General features: G+C 59.2%; 21 protein-coding genes and 1 pseudogene. 10 read left to right on the top strand and 12 right to left on the bottom strand.

The features are described 5' to 3' along the window. The first annotated feature begins 74 nt into the window (after positions 1 to 74). Both HFC70_RS02780 and HFC70_RS02775 read left to right on the top strand, forming a co-directional pair. Positions 75 to 863, top strand: coding sequence for an alpha/beta fold hydrolase (locus HFC70_RS02780; protein WP_168471653.1), 789 nt, complete (start codon positions 75 to 77; stop codon positions 861 to 863). Between the two features lie 198 nt (positions 864 to 1,061). Then, positions 1,062 to 2,693 carry a GMC family oxidoreductase gene (locus HFC70_RS02775; protein WP_168471652.1) on the top strand — a complete coding sequence of 544 codons (1,632 nt, stop codon included), beginning with the start codon at positions 1,062 to 1,064 and terminating at the stop codon, positions 2,691 to 2,693. Positions 2,694 to 2,954: 261 nt separating this feature from the next. On the opposite strand, the gene HFC70_RS02770 is transcribed toward HFC70_RS02775, so the two are convergent. The 6 genes from HFC70_RS02770 to HFC70_RS02745 all read right to left on the bottom strand — a co-directional run bounded on the left by HFC70_RS02770 (position 2,955) and on the right by HFC70_RS02745 (position 9,134). Further along, positions 2,955 to 4,025: an ABC transporter ATP-binding protein gene (locus tag HFC70_RS02770; protein WP_168471651.1), complete on the bottom strand. Its 1,071-nt coding sequence runs from the start codon at positions 4,023 to 4,025 to the stop codon at positions 2,955 to 2,957. Next, on the bottom strand, positions 4,022 to 4,849 hold the full coding sequence (locus tag HFC70_RS02765) for a carbohydrate ABC transporter permease (protein WP_168471650.1): 828 nt from the start codon (positions 4,847 to 4,849) through the stop codon (positions 4,022 to 4,024). Before HFC70_RS02765 ends, HFC70_RS02770 begins: the two co-directional genes overlap by 4 nt. Next, on the bottom strand, positions 4,846 to 5,748 hold the full coding sequence (locus HFC70_RS02760; RefSeq protein ID WP_168471649.1) for a carbohydrate ABC transporter permease: 903 nt from the start codon (positions 5,746 to 5,748) through the stop codon (positions 4,846 to 4,848). The genes HFC70_RS02765 and HFC70_RS02760 overlap by 4 nt, the downstream gene beginning before the upstream one ends. Positions 5,749 to 5,865: 117 nt before the next feature. Further along, positions 5,866 to 7,101: a sugar ABC transporter substrate-binding protein gene (locus HFC70_RS02755; protein ID WP_168471648.1), complete on the bottom strand. Its 1,236-nt coding sequence runs from the start codon at positions 7,099 to 7,101 to the stop codon at positions 5,866 to 5,868. 81 nt (positions 7,102 to 7,182) lie between these two features. Further along, positions 7,183 to 8,049, bottom strand: coding sequence for a sugar phosphate isomerase/epimerase (locus tag HFC70_RS02750; RefSeq protein ID WP_168471647.1), 867 nt, complete (start codon positions 8,047 to 8,049; stop codon positions 7,183 to 7,185). Positions 8,050 to 8,099: 50 nt separating this feature from the next. Beyond that, positions 8,100 to 9,134, bottom strand: a complete 1,035-nt coding sequence (locus tag HFC70_RS02745; RefSeq protein WP_168471646.1) for a Gfo/Idh/MocA family protein — start codon at positions 9,132 to 9,134, stop codon at positions 8,100 to 8,102. Positions 9,135 to 9,265: 131 nt separating this feature from the next. Here HFC70_RS02745 and HFC70_RS02740 point away from each other — a divergent pair, with 131 nt between their 5' ends. Further along, positions 9,266 to 10,282: a LacI family DNA-binding transcriptional regulator gene (locus HFC70_RS02740; protein ID WP_168471645.1), complete on the top strand. Its 1,017-nt coding sequence runs from the start codon at positions 9,266 to 9,268 to the stop codon at positions 10,280 to 10,282. A gap of 126 nt (positions 10,283 to 10,408) precedes the next feature. On the opposite strand, the gene HFC70_RS26910 is transcribed toward HFC70_RS02740, so the two are convergent. From HFC70_RS26910 to HFC70_RS02715, 6 genes and pseudogenes are all read right to left on the bottom strand, one after another. After that, positions 10,409 to 10,591, bottom strand: a complete 183-nt coding sequence (locus HFC70_RS26910; protein ID WP_246735639.1) for a transposase — start codon at positions 10,589 to 10,591, stop codon at positions 10,409 to 10,411. Between the two features lie 109 nt (positions 10,592 to 10,700). Beyond that, positions 10,701 to 10,922 (bottom strand): hypothetical protein, encoded by a 222-nt coding sequence (locus tag HFC70_RS26905; protein ID WP_246735618.1) that lies wholly within the window; start codon positions 10,920 to 10,922, stop codon positions 10,701 to 10,703. 309 nt (positions 10,923 to 11,231) lie between these two features. Beyond that, the gene (locus HFC70_RS02730) at positions 11,232 to 12,440 is read right to left on the bottom strand and encodes an MFS transporter (protein WP_168471644.1); all 1,209 of its coding nucleotides are present in this window, start codon (positions 12,438 to 12,440) and stop codon (positions 11,232 to 11,234) included. 50 nt (positions 12,441 to 12,490) lie between these two features. Further along, positions 12,491 to 13,486 (bottom strand): AraC family transcriptional regulator, encoded by a 996-nt coding sequence (locus HFC70_RS02725; protein ID WP_168471643.1) that lies wholly within the window; start codon positions 13,484 to 13,486, stop codon positions 12,491 to 12,493. Positions 13,487 to 13,789: 303 nt separating this feature from the next. Then, positions 13,790 to 15,384: pseudogene (locus HFC70_RS02720) on the bottom strand (hypothetical protein); the annotation flags it as partial. Positions 15,385 to 15,460: 76 nt separating this feature from the next. Continuing rightward, entirely contained in the window at positions 15,461 to 16,483 is a 1,023-nt protein-coding gene (locus HFC70_RS02715; protein WP_168471642.1) for a LacI family DNA-binding transcriptional regulator, read from the bottom strand. Positions 16,484 to 16,786: 303 nt separating this feature from the next. Between HFC70_RS02715 and HFC70_RS02710 the strand changes: the two genes are divergently transcribed. The 7 genes from HFC70_RS02710 (at position 16,787) to HFC70_RS02680 (ending at position 24,022) form a co-directional block, all read left to right on the top strand. Further along, positions 16,787 to 18,121, top strand: a complete 1,335-nt coding sequence (locus tag HFC70_RS02710; protein WP_168471641.1) for an ABC transporter substrate-binding protein — start codon at positions 16,787 to 16,789, stop codon at positions 18,119 to 18,121. 104 nt (positions 18,122 to 18,225) lie between these two features. Further along, on the top strand, positions 18,226 to 19,173 hold the full coding sequence (locus tag HFC70_RS02705) for a carbohydrate ABC transporter permease (RefSeq protein ID WP_168471640.1): 948 nt from the start codon (positions 18,226 to 18,228) through the stop codon (positions 19,171 to 19,173). Further along, positions 19,170 to 20,108, top strand: a complete 939-nt coding sequence (locus tag HFC70_RS02700) for a carbohydrate ABC transporter permease (protein WP_168471639.1) — start codon at positions 19,170 to 19,172, stop codon at positions 20,106 to 20,108. The genes HFC70_RS02705 and HFC70_RS02700 overlap by 4 nt, the downstream gene beginning before the upstream one ends. Beyond that, positions 20,105 to 20,293: a hypothetical protein gene (locus HFC70_RS02695; RefSeq protein ID WP_168471638.1), complete on the top strand. Its 189-nt coding sequence runs from the start codon at positions 20,105 to 20,107 to the stop codon at positions 20,291 to 20,293. The genes HFC70_RS02700 and HFC70_RS02695 overlap by 4 nt, the downstream gene beginning before the upstream one ends. 2 nt (positions 20,294 to 20,295) lie before the next feature. Beyond that, complete coding sequence (locus HFC70_RS02690; RefSeq protein ID WP_168471637.1) at positions 20,296 to 21,393, top strand: ABC transporter ATP-binding protein; 1,098 nt, start codon at positions 20,296 to 20,298, stop codon at positions 21,391 to 21,393. Next, on the top strand, positions 21,386 to 22,381 hold the full coding sequence (locus HFC70_RS02685; protein WP_168471636.1) for an ABC transporter ATP-binding protein: 996 nt from the start codon (positions 21,386 to 21,388) through the stop codon (positions 22,379 to 22,381). Before HFC70_RS02690 ends, HFC70_RS02685 begins: the two co-directional genes overlap by 8 nt. Positions 22,382 to 22,393: 12 nt before the next feature. Continuing rightward, positions 22,394 to 24,022 carry a dihydroxyacetone kinase subunit DhaK gene (locus HFC70_RS02680; protein WP_168471635.1) on the top strand — a complete coding sequence of 543 codons (1,629 nt, stop codon included), beginning with the start codon at positions 22,394 to 22,396 and terminating at the stop codon, positions 24,020 to 24,022. Positions 24,023 to 24,169 lie beyond the last annotated feature (147 nt).

The following is a 24,169-nucleotide window of genomic DNA, read 5'->3' as shown; positions in this document are numbered from 1 at the left end:
TTGACGAGAAATCCAAAGTCTGACAACTTATGCATATCGCGATAACAATTATCGCAATTAACGAGGAGATAGCCATGACACGCAAGACCACGACCACTGTTGCTGCAATCGCAGCTGCCGCCGCATTGTCCGTTGCATTGCCGACGAACGCCGCCGACACCATTCCTCAAAACCAGTCCGTCAGAAATGTCGTGCTCGTCCATGGTGCTTTTGCCGACGGCTCCGGCTGGAAGGGTGTTTACGACAATCTGACAAAGCGCGGCTATCGCGTCACCATCGTCCAGAACCCTCTGACCTCTCTGGCAGACGACGTTGCGGCCACCAAGCGGGCGCTGGAGCGACAGGATGGTCCGGTCATTCTGGTCGGGCATTCGTGGGGTGGTACTGTCATCACAGAAGCCGGCGTCGATGCAAAGGTTGCAGGCCTCGTCTATGTCTCCGCTCTCTCCCCAGATGCCGGCGAAACGACGGCTCAACAATACGAAGGATTTGCTCCGGCATCTGAGTTCGTCATCGAAACCACGAAGGATGGTTTTGGATATGTCAGCCCGGAGAAGTTCAAGGCCGGTTTTGCGCATGACGTCAGCGATGCCGACGTTGCGTTGATGAGGGATGCACAGGTCCCGATCAACATGTCGGCGTTCGGCACGAAGCTCGAAAATGCTGCCTGGCGCACCAAGCCCAGCTGGGCTGTGATCGCGACCGAGGACAAGGCATTCGATCAGGCCATGCTGATCCACATGGCAGAGCGTATCAATGCCAAGATCACCAAGGTGTCGGCAAGCCACGCCCTGTTCATGACGCAGCCGAAGGTGGTTGCCGATACCATTGATGCGGCCGCCAAGGCCGTCTCGGCAAAGTAGAAATGATAGATACCGCGTCATCGGGACATTCCACACTGTCCCGATGACGGCTAGCAAGGTCTGTCCAACCAGGTGCCGCGGGGCCAGAGCGGGCACGCAAAGGCCGACGATCGCTGGCTGAGATCCATTGCGCGGCTTCGCCCTCGGGATCCCCAGCGTTTTCGCAATTTCCCCCAAAACATTCACGGAGGTAACCACGTGAAGCGGAATAGTCATGACCAGAATTCACCCGAAAATCCGTCCATTCCTCAGAGCGAGGTCGGTGATGTTTTCGACTTCATCGTCTGCGGCGCCGGGTCCAGTGGCTCCGTTGTTGCCGCGCGACTGGCAGAGGATGGAAACGCAAGCGTCCTCCTGCTCGAGGCAGGCGGGGACGATGCGGTCGAGACCGTTACAAACCCTGCGCAGTGGCCGCTCAATCTCGGCTCGATCCGGGACTGGGGTTTTGTCGGACAACCGGCACCTGGCCTAGACGGTCGACGTCTTCCTCTCAGCATGGGCAAAGGGCTCGGTGGCGGTTCGAGCATCAATGTCATGGTGTGGGCCAGAGGACACAAGGGAGATTGGGACCACTTTGCCGCTGAAGCCGGCGATGACGCGTGGGGCTATCAGTCTATCCTCGGCTACTATCGCCGGATCGAAGATTGGCAGGGCGCTCCGGACCCAACGCGTCGCGGCGTGGGAGGACCGGCCTATGTAGCGCAGCCGCAGGCGCCCCAACCGATCGCAGAGGCCTTGTTGCGTGCGGCATCCACTATCGGCATTCCCGTCTACGATAGCCCGAACGGTGAAATGATGGAGGGCCCGGGTGGCGCATCTCTCGCTGAACTGCGGATCCGGGATGGCAAGCGGGAGTCTGTCTTTGGATCCTATGTCCGCCCGCTCATATCGCGCCCAAACCTGACTGTGCTGACCGACGCACTGGTCACGCGCCTCATCTTCGATGGCAAGCGCGTGACGGGGGTCGAGGTTCTCGTCGATGATCAGCGACGTCAATTCACCGCGCGTTGCGAAACGGTACTGTCGCTAGGCGCAATCAACACTCCGAAAGTGTTGATGCAGTCTGGCATAGGTCCGGAAGATGAGCTGCAAGCCCACGGCATTCCCGTGGTTCAACACTTACCTGGCGTTGGGCGCAATCATCAGGATCACCTCGCATTCGGCTGCACCTGGGCATATCGAAAACCGGAAGCCGTCGGTGGTGGCGGCTGCGAAGCAAAACTCTACTGGAAAAGCGATACGCGTCTTGCCCAACCGGACATTCTTCAGTGCCAGTTGGAGTTCGCTGTGCCGTCACCGATTGAGACGGGCCTCGAAACGCCGGAACATGGCTGGACGATGTTTTCAGGGCTTGCGCAGCCAAAAAGCCGTGGCCGGTTGCGGCTCTCCGGCCCCAATATAAACGACTCCATCCTGATCGAGCCAAATTCTCTCAGTGAGCCGGAAGATATGGCTGCCGCCCTGGCCGCGGTCGAGTTGTGTCGAGAACTCGGAAATAGCAATGCCTTCACGCCGCTGGTGACAGGTGAGACGGCTCCCGGTGTGCGCGACAGATCGGGGATGATCGACTTTATCCGGCGTTCCGCCGTCACTTATTGGCATCAGTCCTGCACAGCCAAGATGGGACGCGACAGCATGTCTGTGGTCGACAACGAGCTCAAGGTGTACGGCGTCGATGGCCTTCGCATTGCAGACTCCTCGATCATGCCGCGTATTACCACCGGTAATACGATGGCGCCTTGCGTTGTCATTGGAGAGCGGGCGGCGGATCTCATTCGGACGACGCATAGCCTTCCGAACTTGATCGGAGGACTCACTCAGCCCATTTGATGAAGAGATTTATGTGAGCTCAGCGGCCAGCATACGCGGGCCGCTGAGCTTTTTGCGCAGTGCCGGGACGACGGTTCGTATTGGGTCAAGGCGGCCGATCGCAGCCCCGGAGGGATAGTGAATGTGATAGTCCCCACATTGTCTGGCCGAGATCGAGGCTTTCTGACAGGCGCTTGATCAGGCCTAGCCATCGGACCCCATGCTCGTACCGCGAGCAACATAGCGAACAATGGGGCGAAGAGCACTCACCAGAAGCTTCGATTATTCAATCCGTATATCCGTCTCCGCGTCGAACAGATGAATATGTTCCTGTTGGAAATCAAGTCCGATGGTCTGGCCGCTGGTTATGCAAGCACGTCCATTCATGACCACGACACATTCTGGTATCGTCGCGGTGGTGATGTAAGTCGTGGAGCCGGTCGATTCAACTAGACTGACGGGCACTTGTAGTGCCCCTTTGCCATCCTCGGCAATGTTGAGATGTTCGGGTCGCAAACCGACTACGAGCTTGCGATTGGCAGGAATGGCACGGTCCAGACCAATGGTCTGAGGCTGGCCAAGATCAAGGATGAGGCTTTTTCCGTCTGGCCCTGCCGTAGCCGGAATGAAGTTCATGGCTGGTGAACCGATAAATCCGGCAACGAACCGATTTACGGGCCGGTCGTAAAGCTTAAGCGGTTGCCCCTGCTGCTCGATCACGCCTTGGCGCATGACTACTACATGATCGGCCATCGTCATCGCTTCGATTTGGTCATGCGTGACATAAACCGATGTTGCCCCGAGCCGGTCATGGAGCGCTCTGATTTCCTTGCGCATATGGACGCGCAAGGCCGCGTCGAGGTTGGACAGGGGCTCGTCGAACAGGAAGGCCTTTGGGTTGCGGATAATGGCTCGGCTCATCGCCACGCGCTGTCGTTGTCCGCCGGAAAGCTCCCGAGGATAACGATGCAACAGGTTCGAAAGGCCGGTAATGGATGCCACATCCTCGGCCGCTTTCTTCGCCTCTGCCTTTTTGGTGCCGCGGATGCGCAGGCTATAGGTGAGGTTTTCCTCAACCGTCATGTGTGGATAGAGCGCATAGGACTGGAACACCATCGCCAGATCCCGCTTACGCGGCGGCACATTGTTCATTCGCTCACCGGCGATAACGAGATCGCCTGTGGAGATCGATTCAAGCCCGGCGAGTGAGCGTAGCAGCGTAGACTTGCCGCATCCGGATGGTCCAACAAGGGCAACGAAGGCACCTTTGCGGATGGTGAGGTCAATGTCCTTGAGCGCGTGGTAGGCGCCGTAATATTTGTTGACGCCCGACAATTCGATTTGATTGGTCATTTGAGAGCTCCCGATGTGAGGCCGGAAACGATGCGGCGCTGCAAAAGGATGAAAATCGCAAGGATCGGGGTCACATACATGGTCGCATAGGCCATTATGTTGTTCCATTCGCTGGTGTTTGGACCCATGAACGAGTTGAGACCGACGCTTGCGGGCTGCAATTCGATGTCCTGAATTATCGACTTCGAGTAAACGAACTCTCCGAATGCCTGCATGAAAATGAGAATGGCGCTGACAAGAATACCGTTTCGGGCAAGCGGCAGCACGATGTGGAAAAAAGCGCCGATGCGGGAGTTGCCATCGACCAACGCGGCCTCCTCAAGCTCCATTGGCACCGCCATGAAGGTCGCCCGCACCAGCACCACGAAGAACGGCATGCTCTTTGCCGCAATCGCCAGAATGACGGCAAAGCGCGGATAGTCCAGCAATCCGACCTGTGAAAACCCGACAAAGATCGGGGTGATCATCAAGGATGCGGGCAAGACCTGTAGCATCAGAATGAGGAAAAGGCCCACATCCACCCAGCCGTTACGATAACGCGCCAGCACATAGGCGCAGCCGGTGCCGAGAACGGCGATCAGCGCCACTGAGCCGAAGGCGATGAATGTCGAGTTCCACAGATAGCGGCCCATATTGCGGCTTTCCCAGACATAGACAAAGGTGTTCCACTGCGCTGTCGATGGCCAGAAGCTAGGCGGGCTGGCGAACATTTCCGAGCCGGTTTTCAGTGCCGTGATGTACATCCAGTAAAGCGGAAAAAGATAGATCGCCGCCATGATGAGGGCGATGGCGAGCATCAATCGATCTCGAGCGGTTTCACTCATCCGCGCACCTCATGACGTGTCGAGCGCACATAGACGATGGCTGCGAACATCACGAAGACAGTCATGATGACCGAAATCGTCGCTCCCTTGCCAAAGTCATATTGCCGGAAGGAAAGATCCCAGGCCCAATATTGGGCAACGTTGGAGGAATTGTTCGGTCCGCCATCGGTAATGGCGGCGAATAGGTCGAATTGTTGCAGGGTGAAGATCAGCCCAAGCGAAATGATTGCGCCGATCGTGGAGCGCATCATGGGCAAGGTGATCGTCCAGAAACGCTGCCACGCATTGGCGCCATCGAGTTCTGCCGCTTCATAAAGATCATCGGGAATGGCGAACAGACCTACCGACAACAAGATCATGTTGAAGGAGGTTCCGAGCCAGATATTGGCAAGGATGACGGCCCAAAGGGAGAAATTGGGGTCGGAGCGCCAGAAGATATTGCTTTCGATCAGGGCGCTCTCGCGCAGGAAAAAATTGAGTACGCCGAAATCACCGGAAAGGATCCAGTTCCAGATCGCGCCGACGACAAGCCCCGGCATGACCCAGGACACAAGAAACAGGCCTCGCAGCCACGAGGAGCCTGGAAAGCCCATCCAGAAAAACAGGGCAAGCCCAAACCCGACGAGAAATTGACCGGCAATAGAGCCAGCCACGAAGATGACGGTATTGTAAAAAATGAGCAGGGTTTCAGGTTGTTCGAAAAGATCGACGTAATTTTTGAAGCCGACGAACGGCCTGGTGATACTTCCAAGGCTGAACATGTCCACTTCCTGAAAGCTCATCAAGATGTTGTAGAGCAAGGGCAAGCCCGCCAGGATGAACAGAAAGATAAACGGTACTCCGATCAGACCGATGTCGAACCCTCGCCCATCTGTGATGCTGGAAAGTATCCTTTTCATAGAAACCTCATATGAACCGGCGAGGAGCTGCCAGACACCGAAGCATCAAGCAGCTCCTTCCGGGAGGAAAAGGTGGATGGCACGAATGCCATCGGTTTCTTGACGTAGACGTTGGCCTTAGCCTTCGATAAGCTTGATCTTCTCGGCAGCCTGATCGAGCGCTGCCTTAGGCTCCATTTGACCGGTCAGCGCTGCCTGGACGGCATCTTGAATCGCCTTGGAAATTTTCGGCCATTCCGGCGAAGGGCCGCGTGGCTTGGCATATTTCAGCTGTTCCACGAAGGTCTTGAGGGCCGCATCCTTGAGCACATTTCCGGTCGGCGGGATCGGCAGGTCGGAACGGGCGGGGATCTGGCCGAAATCCTTGTACATGGTGACGTCCTTGGAGGCGAAGAACTCAAGCGCCTTGAACGCCTCTTTCGGATGCTTGGTGTTGGAGAAAATCGCCCAGTTGTAGTCGCCCATGGCGGAAGAGCGCTCGGCACCTTGCTGCGGCACCGGCAAAAGCGCGGTTCCCCAGTCAAACTTGGCATCCGTCAGCATGCGGTCGATTTCCCAAGGGCCGGAAATGGCCATGGCGGCATTGCCCGCATTGAAAGTTGCCGTGGCATCCCACTGACTACGCGTCAACGTGTCAGGAGACGCCATTTTGCCGTCCAGCAATTGCTTCCAGATCGTCAGCGCCCTGACGGCCCCCTCGCTATTGATGGACTTGTAGGTTGCGCCACCCATTTGCGCCCAAGGCAGGAACTGGAAGGTGCCTTCCTCATTGGCCTTAGCCGAGAAAGTAATGCCGTAAACATTCTTGGACGGGTCTGTTAGCTTCTTGGCAGTTTCCAGCAACTCATCCCAGGTTTGCGGCGGTTTTTTCGGATCGAGACCAGCGGCCTTGAACAGGTCCTTGTTGTAGTAGAGCGCGATTGTGTTCGTAGCCTTCGGCACGCCGTAATATTTTCCGTCCCAGGTGGCGGAGGCGAGCGGTCCGGGGAAATAATTCTCCGGCTTGATAGCCGTCGATTTGGCAATCATCTCGGTGAGATCAAGAAAGGCTTTTCGCGACGCGAACATTGCATGATTGGGATTGTCGATCGTGATGATGTCGGGTGCGTTGCCTGTCGAATAGGCCCGCATCGCTTCGCTGACGACGTCATCGAACTGGATCTGGCGATACTCGATCTCGATGCCGTTTTTCTGGGCGTTGAATTCCTTGATAAGATTGGGGGCAGGCTGAATGTCGCGGTCGAGCGACCACAGCGTCAGCTTGACGTCTTCTGCTTGCGCGCCGAGCGCGAAGAGTGAAGTACTCGTTGCAAGCGCCGTTGCAACAGCAATCATATACGTGCGGATACCCATATTCTCCTCCTTTGTGGTTATCCCTATTTCCATGAGCCGGGACGCCAACCTCCTCCGTGGGAGTCCCTCGGATTGACCGACTTATACCGAATCGACGACGAAGCTGCCGCCACGCGCCTGCTTCAGATGGTTGAGGCCGTGGATCTGACCGGTCATTTCCAGTGCATCCCGATAGACCGGGTCGTGCCAGCCTTCGATGTCGATGGAGCCAGACCAGCCTGCCAGCCGTAGTTCGGAGATGATGTCCGTCCAGTTGCTGTCACCGAAACCCGGTGTCCGCATGAACACGAACGGATGTTTGCCGAAGATGCCGTGTTCACGGATAACGTTCCAGCGGATGGTCGCATCCTTGCCGTGTACGTGGAAGATTTTCGAAGCCCATTTCCGGATCTGCGGCAATGGATCGATCAGGTAGACCATCTGATGGCACGGCTCCCACTCAAGACCGATATTGTCTTCCGGTGTCTCGTTGAAGATCAGCTCCCAGGCGTCGGGGTTGTGCGCGATGTTCCAGTCACCAGTTGCCCAGTTGCCGTCCATCGCGCAATTTTCAAAGGCGATCTTCACACCCTTGTCGGCCGCGCGTTTGGCAAGCTCGCTCCAGATTTGCTTGTAGCGTGGCAGGCTGTCGGGCAATGGCTTGTTACGGATGCGACCGGTGAAACCGGCAACGCAGGTTGCGCCGAAGTGGTGCGCGTTGTCGATGCAATCTTTCCAGCCCTGGAGGGTCTGAAGGTCCATGTCGGTTTCTTCCAGCGGATTGCCGAACATGCCGATCGTCGAGATCGTGATGTCGCGGTCACCAATGGCATCGCGGCATCGCTTGCCGAGATCCGCGATGTCTTGACCATTGGTCGTCTGCCAGAAAAACGGCTCGAAACTTTCAAACCCCATGTCGGCGATCTGTGAAATGCGCTCAGCCGCCTGGCCCTTGGAGGCACTGACCATGGTGCCGATGCGAATGGACTGTCCCTGCTGATAACTCAATGTCGCGGTCCCTATGCTGCAATGTCGATGGGTTGGCCCGACTTGGCGCTTTCAATCGCGCCAAGCACCATGGCCAGGCTTTTGATATTGTCGTGGCTGACTGTCTCGGGTTCGCGCCCGGAACTGATGGCGTCGAGGAAATCGGCAATCACGCTGACATGGCCATGTGTTTCCTCGTCCTTTTCCGGGGGCGGCACGTCGATGGGCGTAAAACCATGCAGGAGCCCAGGCTCGGTCCCGGCGACGGCAGCCTTGAAGGTCTCTTCGCCATCCCAGGTCAGCATGCCTTTTGAGCCGACGATGCGCCAGGCGCTTTCCCAGCTTGTACGTTCGCCTTCGGCACACCAGGAGCCGCGATAGGTAAAGACCACCTCATCGGACAGCCTGAAAATGGCATTAGCTGCGGCGCCGTGGGTGTACCACGAGCCTGATGGATTGGTTTCGAGGCAATAGACCGATAGGGGCGACTTACCTGAAACGAAGCGTACGGCATCGAAAGTGTGAATAGCCATGTCGAGAAGCAGGACGTTGTCCATCTTTTCCCGGAAGCCCCCGAAATGCGGGCCTAGAAAGAAATCGCAATGAATGCCGGTAACCGAACCAATGGCACCGCTTTCCACCAGTCGGTGCATGCGGCGCACGCCTGAAATAAAGCGTCTGTTCTGAACGACTGCGTGGATACGGCCCGCTTTTCTGGCGGCGCGGCGCAAATCTTCTGCCTCTTCCATCGAAGTCGCCATCGGTTTTTCGCTCAGCACATGGCAAGCATGGGCAAGGCCGGTAGTGACGACCGAATGGCGGGCGACTGGGATAACGACATCGAAGAGAATATCGGGCCTTGTGTCGGCCAATACGGTGGGCAGATCAGTCCCGATGACGACCTGATGAAGATTGAACTCGTCAGCGATTGCCTGCGCCGTATTCCGATCCAGATCGACCAGACCGACGATGGTGACTGACTGTTGCATTTGCGGTGTGGTCTGCAACGCTCTAAGCCAGCCTTTGGCCATGGCTCCGCATCCACACAAAACGGCGTTGTATGTCACTGAAATCCTCCTGATACGGCAACCGAAACTCCTCTTCCGGTTCCCCGTAAACGTTTACGACACTATGGACAGGAGCCCGTTTTTGTCAATACTGTTTCCAAAATCGCTTTAGAACTGCGGAAAGGCACTTTATGAAGGGCATTCGCCAACTGGCAGAACATCTTGATATTTCTATCGGCACGGTCTCACGTGCGTTGAATGGAAAAGCCGATGTGAACGAAGAGACGCGTCGCCGTGTGCTCGAAGCGGCCGACAGGTTAGGCTATGTCGCAAATCAGTCGGGACGCTCTTTGCGCAAGGGATCGACCGGTGTCATTGGTTTTATGATGCAGACGGGTCCTGAGATTACCGGGCAGGGCGACACCTTCTTCATGAGTGTCTTTGATGGCGTTCAGACCGTCTTTGCCCGTCATAAACTCGATTTGGTAGCATTGCTCTGTTCATCCGACGAAGACCCGGACGCCTATCTCCAGCGCGTCGTTGCGCGCGGTTTTGCTGACGCCATCATTCTTTCCGCCACCCGTTTTCACGATGCCCGTTTCGAACTTCTTGCCAGACGTAATATTCCATTCATCACGCTGGGACGAAGCCAGACCGATGTTGGGCAGCCTTGGATCGATCTGGATTTCGAGGGCATGGCGGACGTCGCCATCGAAAGGTTGGTGAAGAACGGTCACCGGCACATCGGCCTGATCTGGCCGCATGGCGATCTCAATCTTGGTCATCTGTTCGTCCAGCGCTCTCGTGAGGTTCTTGGCCGGCACGGGCTGTGTTTGGCAGAAAATCACATCTTTCGTGCAACGCCGAGCGAAACGGGCGGCTATCACGTGGCTCACCAAATCATGGCCAGCGACCCCCGTCCGACTGCTGTCGTCCTCGTCAACGAAACGCTGGTGACGGGACTCTATCGCGGGCTCGAGGAGGGTGGATTGATGCCCGGAAAGGACATTGCCATCATCGGCCGACAGAGTTCGCAGGCGCAGTTCCTGAAACCAAGCCTTACCTGCTTCAGCCTTTCTCTCCGCGATCTTGGCATAAGCCTTGCCGAGGGCCTGTTGTCGGTCATGCCGGAATATAAGGTGCACTATCCCAATGCTATCAAACGCAAGGTGTGGCCAATGAACCTGATTGAAGGTGAGAGTGGCTAGGAGGCACCCGAGCGCCCCTGCGTCATGCAAAGGCTTCTCTGTTGATTGCCACTGAGAACTGACCCGGCGTGGCCTGATATTTCCATTGAGAATTGGCTCTGACGCACTTTTGCTGCTGTGCAGCCCCTACGATGCGCCAATCAAACGCGTCTGCAGCAGATCGAGTTTCGCTCTCCCGTACATCTGGCGTTTTATGAGCTTCAGTCGTGTGACCTGACCCTCAGTCTGCCCATTTGACCACGGCGAGATGATCGCATTTCTCACGACTGTGAGGTCTTTTTCAATTCCGCCAGCAAACGATCCGACCAGACTTTTCTTCGCAGCTTCAAGCCATTCGTCGAGCTTTCGTGATGCCTGGAGCGGATCATGGATTGGAAGTCACCAATGGCCGCGCGGGCAACCATTAACTCCGGAACGTTCACTTCTTCGACAGCTCCAGGATCGCCTCGTTCGTCTCCTGGCGGCGCAGATATCCCTCGTACTGTAGTTTCTCAGCGTAGGTCAAAAGCTTGGGATCAACGACATTGCTGCCGATCGCCTGCCTGATCTTACGCATCGACTTGCCGATTGCATCGAAAAACGCTCGGCTGGAATTCTCCATCAGGTGCCAACGATCATCGACCTGCTCAACATCAGGCAAGGCCTTTGCGATGGCCTCACCATATCGGAATCTGCGACAACACGGTGGCTGGTCCTTATGTGTTCAAGGCGTGCCACCGCGCGAACAATTGTAGCTGGGAGTGGAGTTGCCCCATAAACTCGGACAGGATCAGATTTCTGTTCAACGGTTTGAGAACTCACGCGGGGATCGATACCCCTGGTGCACGGCGGTCACTGCAGAGCCGTGTGTTGCCTACCGCCGTGCAGATGCGCCCAGATGCATCCCAACCCCCTAGAAATTGGCGATCGCTTCTCGTTACCTCACCTACTCACGCAACAGTAGCAAAGATCAACTCCGGGGCTGCAGCAGGGCCAGCACGACCGTCGATGCGGCCAGGATGGCGGTCAGAGTTAAGGGTCCCGTAGCGCCGTAAGTGTCTACGATATAGCCTCCAACGACCGCGCCAATCGTGATCGCTACCTGGAATGAGGTCACCATTAGGCTGCCCGCGGCCTCCAGCGCGTCGGGCGCGGCGCGGGACAGATTGGTTGGCAGCACCACCGGCGCCATGCCGAAGGCGAAGCCCCACAGCGCTGTGAAGCCGAAGGCAACGCCGATGTGCACGCCCCAAAGTACCAAAGCAAGCGCTGCAAACGCCATTAACGCGGCGGTGACTGCGAGGGCAATGCGGATATTGGCGTCGGCCATGCGACCACCGGCGATATTACCGATCACAGCGGCGATGCCAAATCCGAGCAGTGCCAGGGCAATCGGCCCGGTGGATAGCAGCGTAACCTGTTCGAGGAAGGGGCGCACATAGACCGAGCCAGCGAAGTGCCCCGTCATCAGCAAGAGGATAGCGAGCATGCCAATCTGAATGCCACGCCGCCGTGTCAGCCGGAAGACGTCGGCAAGGCTGTTGCTCGTGGTCGCGGGCAAGGTCGGCAGACTGAGCCACTGCAGCAACATGGCAAGGGCGGCCAGCCCCGCTGTCATGGCCATGGCTACGCGCCAACCCAACCAGTCGCTGATTAACGCACCCATCGACGGTGCGGCAATGGTAGCGAGCGAGACGCCCAGAGTGACGATAGCCATGCCCCGGCCTGTCGCATGGGCGCCAACCAGTCTTGCGACGACGGCAACTGAAAGCGCCCAGAAAGCGCTCAGCGCAATGCCAAGTCCTGCTCGACCTAACAATAAGAGCCAAAAATCGGTCGCAGTCGCTGCAAGAATGTTGGAACCGACCGCCAGGGCGCTCAGACCAACCAGCACCGTCTTGCGGTTCAGTCGGCCAATCAGGACATTGCTCAATATAGCCGTCACGGCGCCAACAGAAGCGGTGGCGGTAACGACCTGTCCGGCCATTCCCTCGCTGACGCCGAGATCACGCGCCATCGGGGTCAACAGGCCTGCCGGCATGAACTCGGCCGACACCAGAGCAAAGCTGGTGGCCGCCATCGAAAGGACCGCAAGCCAGGTGGCCGGGCTCCACGCGGCTGACATAGGGGCGTCGGTGTCCGTCAGCGCGCCTTCAAGCTGGAATGATGTGTCCGTCATTGAGATGTCTCCAAGAGTTGGAGATCTTCATAGACGAGTTTTGTCGGATGTTATGTATCCTGAAATCCGAAATCCATGTCTGTTCGTCCGGAAATTGTGCGACGCACAACGCCTGGCGAGACACCGGTAATGCGCTTGAACGCGCGCGCGAAGGACGCTTCGGACTCATAGCCCAACCGGGTGGCGACGTCGGCAACCGATGTGCCGCTTTGGCCCAACAACTCGCGGGCAAGCTGCATACGCAGACGGGCGAGATAGTGTGCCGCGCCTTCCCCTAAAACAGCGCTGAAGCGCTCCGCGAAAATCGAGCGCGATTGACCTGCCACGGCAGCGAGTCTTTCCAAGTTCCAGTTATGGCCGGGGTCTCGGTGCATGGCTGCCAGGGCGCGGCCGATATTGGGGTCGCGGATGGCGGCGAGCCAACCGATTGTCGGGGCGCCGGTGCAATTGACCCAGCAGCGGATGAGCCGCGCGGTGAGCAGGTCCGCCATTCGTGACAAGATGGTGGCGCTGCCCATCTGTGGATGGGTTGCCTCCGCCGTCATCGCCGCGAGCAGAGGGCCGACGATCGGGTCATTGCCGGCCACGTCACAGCCCTTGATGATTGGCGGCATCAAAGTGATCAAGGGATTGAGAGCACAAACGCCCAAGGCCATCGAACCGCAGAAAAGGGTGCTTGTTGCGCCTGTCCCTTCTCGCACCACTTCGCAAACGTTGGTCCCCAACTTGGTCACCTGACATCTGTCGAGAGAGTCGTCGGCAACATCTGGCGCACTGGCAAGTTTATGGGCGACGCCCTGCGGCAACAGCACCAGATCGCCATCGCGCAATTCCTGCCAGCCTAGCGCTGCCGTATGGATCCAGCATGGACCTTGGCTGACAAAGTGAAAACGAAGCAGCTGTTGTTGCGGAAAGGCGATGCTCCATGGGTGCCGGAGCTCGCAGCGGCTATAGTTGACGCCACTCAAGCGGAAGTCTTGCAGGACTTCGCTCAGTGCATCCACTGGAATATATGGCGAAGACGGTTGGGACGAACGGTCAAGCATTCGTGCATTATAGATGCTAAGCGTCCGGTAGGCAAATGGGAATCGAGGCCCGTAGATTTGCCATTCCAATCCCGTTCAGCGCCAAGGCGGGGCCAGACGAACGGCATCTGACAACGCAGCGTGCCTTGCTTCCAGTCCCGATCACTTTATGTCTAAGTCATTATTTTTCAGGATTTTTAAAGCCAAAAGAAGCGCGCAGGACCGTATCCTCTCAAGGCAGAGCCGACCGGCAGTGTCCACGCAGATGCGGAGATTGTTTCCGCATCTGCCTGGACGATGTGGATCAGCTATTCATCCGGGCGGCTATGCAGCTTCCCAAACCTGATTGAGGATTTTCGCCGCAAGTGCCGCCTTGTCCTGCGGTAGGAAGCGACCGTAGTGCTGCTGAACGACATCCGGCGTGTCCTGAATGGCGTAGCTCGCCTGCTCGTAAGACCCGGTCTGCTTGAGGATATGCGTTGCCAGAATATCCCGAAGATTATGCGGTCCGTGCGGGAGCAATCCCTTGATCGCTCCGCGGCCGGTATAGGGGTTGTAGATGCCATAGCGTTGGATCACGGTTCGCCAGGCTTCATAGAATTTGGCGGAATCGTATGCCGCGTCCAGACTGGTCGTCTTCACCGTCTTGACGAACAGGGTGCCGGGATCCTTTGCCGGACCGAGCAGCACACCGCGATGGCGATCGATATAGGCCTCAAGGTATTTGTAGAGGTCGAGCAGATCAGGCAGGATCAGCCGGAACGGCTTTTGTCCGAAGAAGGATGAGCCGGCGTTCTTGAAGGCGACCGACGGGATGAGGACCCATCCGTTCTCTCGATCGCTCCAGCGCAACTCACCGCATTTCATGTCTTCCAGCCGTCGCTCTGATGTCGGAAAATGCCCGCGCGGGCACAAGCGAAGCTGTCGAAGGTTCTTTTGCCGAAGTCCCAGATGCAGGCCAAGGCGGAGCAAAAGGAAAGAGCGGACCGCTTCGGCTGCTGCTCGAGGATAACGATCTTCATCCGGCATACGCTTCAGGATCTCATCTGTGATCTTGCGGTATTCCAACAGTGGGCTGTCGGCTTCAAGGACCACCATGATCGGCTCGAAGGGATCGCGATGCACACGCATGACCCGCTGGATTTCCTTCGAGCGATTGGCGACATGCCGGTGGAATGCATCGCATGCGCCGTGCCAGTCGCGAGACGCAAACTCTATCTCCTCCGGTGCGATCAGCCCTTCTATCGGTCTGACATTCTTTAGAAGGCCTGGATACTGACGGATCCAGCCGACTTCGGCACGGGTCAACGCCATTGCCACCATCAACATGTCTTCTTCCCACTTGGTATAGAAGCCGCGCCGCTGCTCGCGCCGCTGCAGGTACCAATCCCACACACCTGGGAAGATCAGCAGGTCAAAGGTCAGTTGGTTGAGCGGCACGCCGCGCCCTTTGACAACGCCGGCGGGCGAGGCGGCGAGCGCCCCGAACATCAGCCCGAGATGCTCGACCTTCTGCGATGCCGTTTCCTCGCCCCATACCCCGTTGCGTTGAAATACGATCGCCGTCAGCATCGATATCTTGAAGCGGATCAGATCGGCCATCTCCATAGCCAGTTGCGGCAGCGCATCGACGACGCCTGACAGGAAATCAGGATCTTCAAAGGTTTCCGTATTGTGCTGGTGCTCCCTGCAAAGCTGTGCGCGCGAGGCGACAGGGCTCCTCCGCCATAGGTGACGCCTGGAAACCGAATTGCATAGCGCTGTTTGATCGCCGCCGCCTGGTAGCGGCGATAGTCGGTTGAGCCGGAGATAATGACCCGGCGCACCCATTCGATGATTTCCTCCCCCTTGGAGAATGACAGCCTGCTGAAATCGTCCGGAAGATGCCAAGCAAGGCGCCGCCGAGCGGAAATAGGAGTGGACATTTAACAATCAATCCCCGAAGCATCCTGATGAGGTGCGGCGCATTTGCCTCCGCGGGCATGCATTGCCGCCTCAAAGATTTTCCTTCAGCAGAACCTCGATGCGGATCTTTTCCTGCGATGCGATCAGCTCGCGCTGCTCGAGCCTGGCGCGCATGATGCGGATGGCACTCCGCACGGCGTGGCTCGGATCCTGAGCGATAATCGCGTCAATCCGGTCATCCTTCAGCGCCTCCTCACTGAAGGGCGTTCGTTCATGGACCACGATCGTCAGTGCCCGCGGATCCTGGACCTCCTCGATCGCGATCAAAGGCGCCCGCGCCTCTGAACTCAGGACATAGACAGCCCGGACATCCGGATGGTTCTCAAGAAGTCGGCGGATGACCAGTCGCGCCCGTCTTTCATCACCATAGGTTTCCAGTGAAGGCAAGGAGACTAGGTGGGGAAACTGCTGGTTGACAATGCTGTCGAACCCAAGCCGGCGCTCGATACTGTCCTGCGCCATCATGGTGTCCGCGACGACCATGATCTTGCCCGACATATTTCCCAGGAACCGCCCGACGATCTTGCCGGCCGTTGCCCCGGCGGCAAAATTGTCGACGCCGACGAAATCCGCCGTCGGCAGCTTCTCCTGGCCGGAGAGGAATTGCACCACCTTGATGCCGCGCTCGATCAGGCGGGCCATGGCATCGCGCACCTGCGGTGATTCCGGCGCCATGATCGCCACCCCGTCGATCTGTTCGGGGTCGAGGGCGGCGAGATATTTCGCCAGCGCATGCGGATCACTCACCGACACCTGCACCACGTCGATATCCGTCAGGTCGCCGCGCAGCGCCTCGCGTGCCTCCACCACCTGGGCCAGCAGCTCCTGCAGATATTGGTCGCCGGAAAGCGGCAGCACGAAGCGGAAGCGATAGGTCCTGTTACGCGCCAGGTTCACGGCCGCCGGGTTGCGCACGAAGCCGATCCGGCCGATTGCCTCGTTGACCCGCCGCGCCGCCTTCTCGCTGACATTCGGCCGGTCGTTCAGCACGCGGTCGACCGTGGCAAGGCTCACTCCTGCAGCTTCCGCGAGGTCTTTGGCGGTGGGTCTCATGAGGCCTTTCGAATATCTGGGCGAGAGTGCTGTTGAAAGACTTCTCCAACAAATTCAAACGAAAAGCAAGAAATTGAGGTGCGCACCTCAAAATTAACTTGCTTTGAGGTGCGCACCTCAATTATAGAGGTTCCAGTGTCCAGCGAACCTGCCGTGCATCCGTCGCGCCCGTCGTTCGGCACGAGGAACCGGCAAGGGAAGGTCCGTCGGTTCGAGGAGATGCGCAGTGCATTTTTTTGCCCTGGAGGGGGCGTCGCACGTGTCCCGATGGAGGTCGGGATTTCGTTTAGGGAGGAGAACGTCATGACATCAGCATTCCTGAAATCGTCGGTCGCGGCCGGTACACTCGTCTGGGCCAGCTTGTCCGGCGCCGGCGCCGTCAAGGCCGAGGACCTGACCCTGTGCTGGGCGGCCTGGGATCCGGCCAATGCCCTGGTCGAACTGTCCAAAGACTTCGAGGCCAAGTCCGGCCACAAGATGAAATTCGAATTCGTGCCCTGGCCGAACTTTGCCGACCGCATGCTCAACGAACTCAATTCCGGCGGCAAGCTCTGCGACCTGATGATCGGCGACAGCCAGTGGATCGGTGGTGCCGCCGAGAATGGCCAGTATGTGAAGCTCAATGATTTCTTCCAAAAGGAAGGAATCAAGATGGAGGACTTCATCCCGGCGACCGTCGTCGGTTATGCCGAATGGCCGAAAAACTCGCCGAACTACTGGGCGCTGCCGGCTTTCGGCGACGTCGTCGGCTGGACCTATCGCAAGGACTGGTTCTCGCGTCCCGAACTGCAGGCCGAGTTCAAGACGAAATACGGCCGTGATCTGGCCGTGCCGAAGACTTTTGCCGAACTCAAGGACATCGCCGAGTTCTTTCAAGCGCGCGACATCGACGGCAAGAAGGTCTATGGCGCCGCGATCTACACCGAGCGCGGCTCGGAAGGCATCACCATGGGCGCCATGGATGTGCTCTATTCCTTCGGCTTCCAGTACGAAAACCCCGACAAGCCTTATGACCTCGAAGGCTTCGTCAACTCGCCGCAGTCGATCGCAGGTCTCGAATACTACAAGGCCCTCTACGATTGCTGCACGCCGCCCGGCTCTTCCGACACTTACATGTCGGAAAACATCGATGCGTACAAATCCGGCCAGGTCGCGCTGCAGATGAACTTCGCCTTCATCTGGCCGGGTATCCATGCCGACGCCAATGTCGGCGGTGACAAGTCGGGTTACTTCCCCAATCCGGCAGGCCCCGACGGCAAGCAGTTCGCCCAGCTCGGCGGCCAGGGCATCTCGGTGGTCGCGGCATCGTCCAAGCAGGATGCGGCGCTGGAATACATCAAGTGGTTCGCCCAGCCGGAAATCCAGAACAAGTGGTGGTCGCTCGGCGGTTATTCGGCCCTGCGCTCCGTTGTTGAGGATTCGGGCTTTGCCACCAGCCAGCCCTATGCCCAGACCTTCCTCGACTCCATGGCGATCGTGAAGGACTTCTGGGCCGAGCCGTCTTACGCCTCGCTGCTGCAGGCCTCCCAGAAGCGTTTCCACGACTACGTCGTGGCCGGCCAGGGAACCGCCAAGGAAGCGCTGGACGGGCTGGTCAAGGACTGGACCGAAGTCTTCGAGGACGAAGGCAAGCTCTGATCCGAGAAGCCTCGATCCGCCGAAGGCGGAGCTGATGCAATCGCGGGGCCGGTCGCCTGACCGGCCGGCCCTGCCGGATGCAACCCATACCCTGGGGGAAACCCATGTCCGACACTGCCATCGAGCGCATCGCCCGTGCCACGCCGCCGCCTGTGGCGAGACGCATCTCCGGTCTCTCGGACCGCGCCATTGCCTGGCTCTTCGTCACCCCGTCGATCGTGCTGCTGCTGGCGATCAACATCTTTCCGCTGATCTGGACCGTGCGGCTGAGCTTCACCAATTTTCGGGTCAATCGCCCGAACGAGGCACCGGAATTCGTCGGATTGCGCAACTATACCCGCATCCTGACCGATGGCGACATCTGGCTGACCATGCAGGCGACGGCCCATTTCCTGCTCTGGACCATCGCGCTCCAGGTGCTGATCGGCTTTTCGCTCGCCTACCTGATCAACAAGAAGTTTCGCGGCAACGACCTGTGGACCACCATCATTGTGCTGCCGATGATGCTCAGCCCCGCTGTCGTCGGCAATTTCTGGACCTTCCTCTACCAGCCGCAGATCGGCCTGTTCAACTACGTCATCAGCTTCTTCACCGGCATCGACCCTTCCGCCTTCTCGATGATCGGCGATGTCTCGCTGGCGCCCTGGGCGATCATCATCGTCGACACCTGGATGTGGACGCCCTTCGTCATGCTGATTTGCCTTGCCGGCCTGCGCTCGATTCCCGCCAGCATCTACGAGGCGGCCGAATGCGACCGCGCCAGCAAGTGGCGGCAGTTCTGGACCATCACCATTCCGCTGGTCCTGCCCTTCCTGATGCTGGCGATCCTGTTTCGCGGCATCGAGAACTTCAAGATGTTCGACCTCGTCGTGCAACTGACAGGCGGCGGCCCGGGCTCGATCACCGAGCTCACCTCGATCAACCTCAAGCGGGAAGCCTTCGAGAAGTGGCGCACGGGTTATGCCTCGGCCTACGCGGTCATTCTGTTCGTTACGGTTTTCGGACTCGCCTCGATCTATGTGAAGGCGCTGAACAAGGTGAAAGAACGATGAGCTATTCCGTCACCGAACCCTCTGTCCGCCAGAAGTGGTTCGCCGGCATCCTCGTGATCGTCTATGCCGTCGTCACCATCATGCCGCTGATCTGGATCATCACCACCGGCTTCAAGAGCCCATCGGATTCCATCGCCTATCCACCAAAGCTGCTCTTCCAGCCGACGCTGGAAGGTTATGTGAACCTCTTCACCACCCGCACCCGCGTCTCCGATGCCGATCTGGCAGCGCTGGGCGAGCCGAAGACCTGGTACGAGGCACTGGTGCGCCAGGACGGGCTCGTCATTGCCGGCCCCTCGCGCTTCGGCGAGCGCTTTACCAATTCGGTGATCATAGGCTTCGGCTCCACCTTGCTCTGCATCGTGCTCGGTACGGCTGCAGCCTACGCCTTCTCCCGCTTCAAGGTACCGTTCAAGGATGATCTGCTGTTCTTTATCCTCTCGACCCGGATGATGCCGCCGATCGCCGTCGCCATCCCGATCTTCCTGATGTACCGGTCGCTGGGCTTGAGCGACACCCATCTGGGTATGATCCTGCTCTATACAGCGGTCAATCTCTCGCTCTCGGTCTGGCTGCTGAAGGGCTTCATCGACGAAATCCCGATCGAATACGAGGAGGCGGCGCTGATCGACGGCTACACCCGCTTCCAGGCCTTCTACAAAGTGGTGCTGCCCCAGGCCGTCACAGGGATCGCCTCGACAGCGATCTTCTGCCTGATCTTCGCGTGGAACGAATATGCCTTCGCCGTGCTGCTCACCTCCGGCACTGCCCAGACCGCGCCGCCCTTCATCCCCACCATCATCGGGGTGAGCGGTCAGGACTGGCCGGCGGTCGCCGCCGGCGCCACGCTCTTCCTCATCCCGGTTGTCGTCTTCACCATCCTGTTGCGCAAGCATCTCCTGCGGGGAATTACCTTCGGAGCCGTCCGCAAATGAGCCGATTTCTCGAAGGCCTGCGCCGCCTGAGGCGCAATGAATGGGAATTGCTTGCCTCAGCGCTGATCGCGCTCGGCGTTGTTATGATGATGCAGCCCTTTGCGCTTGTCCTCTATTCCTGGTCTTTTCTCGTGACGCTGATCGGAACCGTGATGTTCATCATCGTCAGCCACTTTCCGGAGTAACCATGGCGCAGATCCGAATTGAGAACGTGCGCAAGGAGTTCGGCAGCTTCACCGCTGTCCAGTCCTCCAGCTTCACCATCGAGGATGGCGAATTCTTCATGCTGCTCGGCCCCTCCGGCTGCGGCAAGACCACGACTTTGCGCATGATGGCAGGACTGGAGCTGCCGACCAGCGGCGAGATTTACATTGACGGCGAGGAAGTTGGCATGAAGCCGGCGAGCCAGCGCGACATCGCCTTCGTCTTTCAGATGTTCGCGCTCTATCCGCACATGAATGTCCGCCGCAACATCTCCTATCCGCTCTTAAGCCAGGGCGTGCCGAAGACGGAGGTCAGGACACGCGTCGAGGAAGTTGCCCGCATCCTGAAGATCGAGGACATCCTCGACAAGCCGGTGGGTGGGCTGTCCGGCGGCGACCGCCAGCGCGTGGCGCTCGGCCGCGCCATCGTCCGCCGGCCCAAGGCCTTCTTCATGGACGAGCCGCTCGGCGCACTCGATGCCGAGTTCCGCGAGCACATGGCGGAAGAACTGCGGGCGCTGCATGACCGTATGGGCGCGACCACCGTCTATGTCACCCACGACCAGCTGGAAGCCATGCAGATGGGCGACAAGATCGTCGTCATGAACCATGGCGTCGTCGAGCAGTTCGGCCTGCCGCAGCAGATCTACGACTGGCCGGCGACCCGCTTCGTCGCCAATTTCATCGGCTCGCCCTCGATGAATTTTCTGGAGTTCGACGGCATGGTCGGCATCGGCAGCGATCACGTGACCCTCGACGGCCATCGCTTCGCCATTCCCGTCCTGCGTCAGGGCGCCGAGGGCCGGTTGACGCTCGGGGTCCGTCCCGAACACGTCCGCTTCTCCGACACCGCCCCCTATCGCGGAAGGGTCATTGCCACCGAATATCTTGGCACGACCCAGATCGTCACGCTCAAGACCGCCAACGGCGACATCAAGGCCCGCATCTCGTCCGCCGCATCGATCAAGGCCGGCGAGACGGTCGGGCTCGAATTCGACAGCCGGACGCTGACGGTCTTTGCCGGCGAGCGCGGCCATGCGCTTGTGTCGGCCGGCAATGAGGGAGTGCTGCGCCATGGCTGAGGTCACCCTGAACAACGTCACCAAGCGCTTCGGCGATCACCTCGCCCTCGACACTGTCTCGATGACGGTGCCGGACGGCTCCTTCGTCGTGCTGCTCGGGCCCACCGGGGCCGGCAAGACCACGACGCTGCGCCTGATTTCCGGCCTCGACCGGCCCGACAGCGGCGAGATCCTGATCGACGGCCGGCCGACGCAAGGGCTCACCCCGGCCGAACGCAACGTCGCCATGGTCTTCCAGCAATATTCGCTCTACCCGCACCTGACGGTCCGCGAAAACCTGGAATTCCCGCTGAAGTCGCCGCTGCTCCGAACCCCGAAAGACGAGATGGACCGCAAGGTGAAGGCCATCGCCGACGTCCTGCAGATCGCCCACAAGCTCGACAACAAGGCGACGGCTCTGTCCGGCGGCGAGATGCAGCGCGTCTCGATCGGTCGGGCGCTGGTGCGCAACCCGCAGATCTATCTGATGGACGAACCCTTGAGCTCGCTCGACGCTAAGCTTCGGGCGGACCTGCGCATCGAACTCAAGAACATCCAGGCCAATCTCGGCGCGACGCTGCTCTATGTCACCCATGACCAGGTCGAGGCGATGACCATGGCGACGCATGTCGGGGTGCTGCATCACGGGCGCCTCGTCCAGTTCGGCTCGCCGCGCGAAGTCTATGAACAACCGGTCAGCATCTATGCGGCGGCCCGCCTCGGCCAGCCGCGCATCAACATCCTGCCGGCCGATCTCTTTCCCGGTGCCCCGCCGCGGGCCGTCTCCATGGGCCTCAGGCCCGAGCATATCCGCCAGGGGGCAGGCGAGGAGAGCCTCGTTCACCGGGTCGAGCGGCTCGGCGACCAGACCCGTCTGCACCTGTCCTTCCGGGGAACCAACCTCGTTACGGTCACGGAGCCCCATACGGCCTTGCGCGATGGTGACATCGTCAAGATCGAACCCAGCAACCCGCTTTATTTCGACGCCGACGGCCTGCGCCTCGCATAAGGGAGTTTTCCAATGGCACAATTCATCAACAAGCGTGAAGACGTCGTCATCGAGGCCGTCGAAGGCCTGCTCGCAACCTCGGCCGTGCCGCTCGCAAGGCTGGACGGCTACCCGCACATCCGCGTCGTCGTGCGCGCCGATTGGGACCGCTCCAGGGTCGCGCTGGTCTCCGGCGGCGGCTCCGGCCACGAACCGGCCCATGCCGGCTTCGTCGGGGCGGGCATGCTCACCGCCGCCGTCTGCGGCGATGTCTTCGCCTCGCCGAGCGTCGACGCGGTACTAGCCGGTATCCTCGCCGTCACCGGCCCGGCCGGCTGCCTGCTGATCGTCAAGAACTACACTGGCGACCGGCTGAATTTCGGCCTCGCCGCGGAGCGCGCCCGCGCCTTCGGTCTCAACGTCAACATGGTCATCGTCGACGACGACATCGCGCTGCCGGACCTGCCCCAGGCCCGCGGTGTCGCCGGCACGCTCTTCGTCCACAAGATTGCCGGTGCTCTCGCCGAAAACGGCGCGGACCTCGATACCGTGACCGAGGCCGCCCGCCGCGTCATTTCCGGCACCCGCAGCATCGGCATGTCGCTCGACACCTGCACCGTGCCGGGCTCGCCCAAGGAGGATCGAATCCCGAAGGGCATGGCCGAGCTTGGCCTTGGTATCCATGGCGAGGCCGGCGTCGAGCAAGTGGATTATTCCGGCGCGCAATCGGCCATGGCTGCCGTCGCCCGGAAGCTCAAGGCCGCGGTCGGCGAGCGGAACCATGTGGCGCTGATCAACAATCTCGGTGGAACATCCGTTCTCGAAATGTCGGTTCTGACACACGAACTCATTCGATCGGAGATCGGTTCTCACGTAAGTCACGTTGTCGGGCCCGCCGCCATGATGACGTCGCTCGACATGCGCGGCTTCTCGATCTCACTTTATCCGGCTGACGACGAGGATCTTGCATGCCTTGCAATGCCTGTTGGTCCGTCCGCCTGGCCCGGCCTTGCCAAGGTTGACCCGGTGAGGGTCATGGGTCTTCCCGACGGGCTGACGCCGATCATGCCTCTTCCGTCAAACCACAAGCCGACGCGCGACTTTCTGGTGGATTGCTGTGAGGTCATGATTGCCGCGGAACAGAAGCTGAATGCTCTCGATGCAAAATCCGGGGACGGAGATACCGGTTCCACACTGGCGGGTGCCGCACGGGCGCTCATCAGTGCGATGGATCGCCTGCCGCTCTCCGATCACACGCAATTGCTGCGGGCAATCGGTCTCGAGCTCAGCCAAACCATGGGCGGTTCCTCCGGCGTCTTGCTCGCGATCTTCTTTGCCGCGGCTGGTGACGGAGCCTCGAGCGGTTTGCCCATGCGCGAAGCGTTGAAGGCAGGGCTTGGCCGGATGCAGGAAATTGGCGGAGCCAAGGTCGGCGACCGCACGATGGTGGATGCCCTCGCACCGGCTCTCGACAGTCTGAATGACGGCTTTTCGCAGGCCGCCAGTGCCGCTCGAAAGGGAGCGGACGGAACCGCTGGAATGAGCCGAGCCAAGGCCGGACGTGCAGCCTATGTCAACGCGCGACAACTCGAAGGTAACAATGATCCCGGGGCGGAGGCTGTGGCGCGCCTCTTCGAATTCCTGGCATCGCGCAAATCATGAAGGAACGGGCGCACCACGAGGTGGGGCTTGTCGCAAATTTCCGTCTTTAACCCTATGTTGGCCAGGGGAAGAGAAATTTCCGCCGGCCGGGGATATTCTGACATCCCTGAAAGTTTGCGACACGCCTGGAAAGATCATTGTGAGGGG

It is taken from the genome of Agrobacterium sp. a22-2, assembly GCF_012276985.1.
Taxonomy (GTDB): domain Bacteria; phylum Pseudomonadota; class Alphaproteobacteria; order Rhizobiales; family Rhizobiaceae; genus Allorhizobium.
The sequence above is the reverse complement of the archived record's forward strand: the minus strand, read 5'-3'. Positions and strand labels throughout refer to the sequence as shown.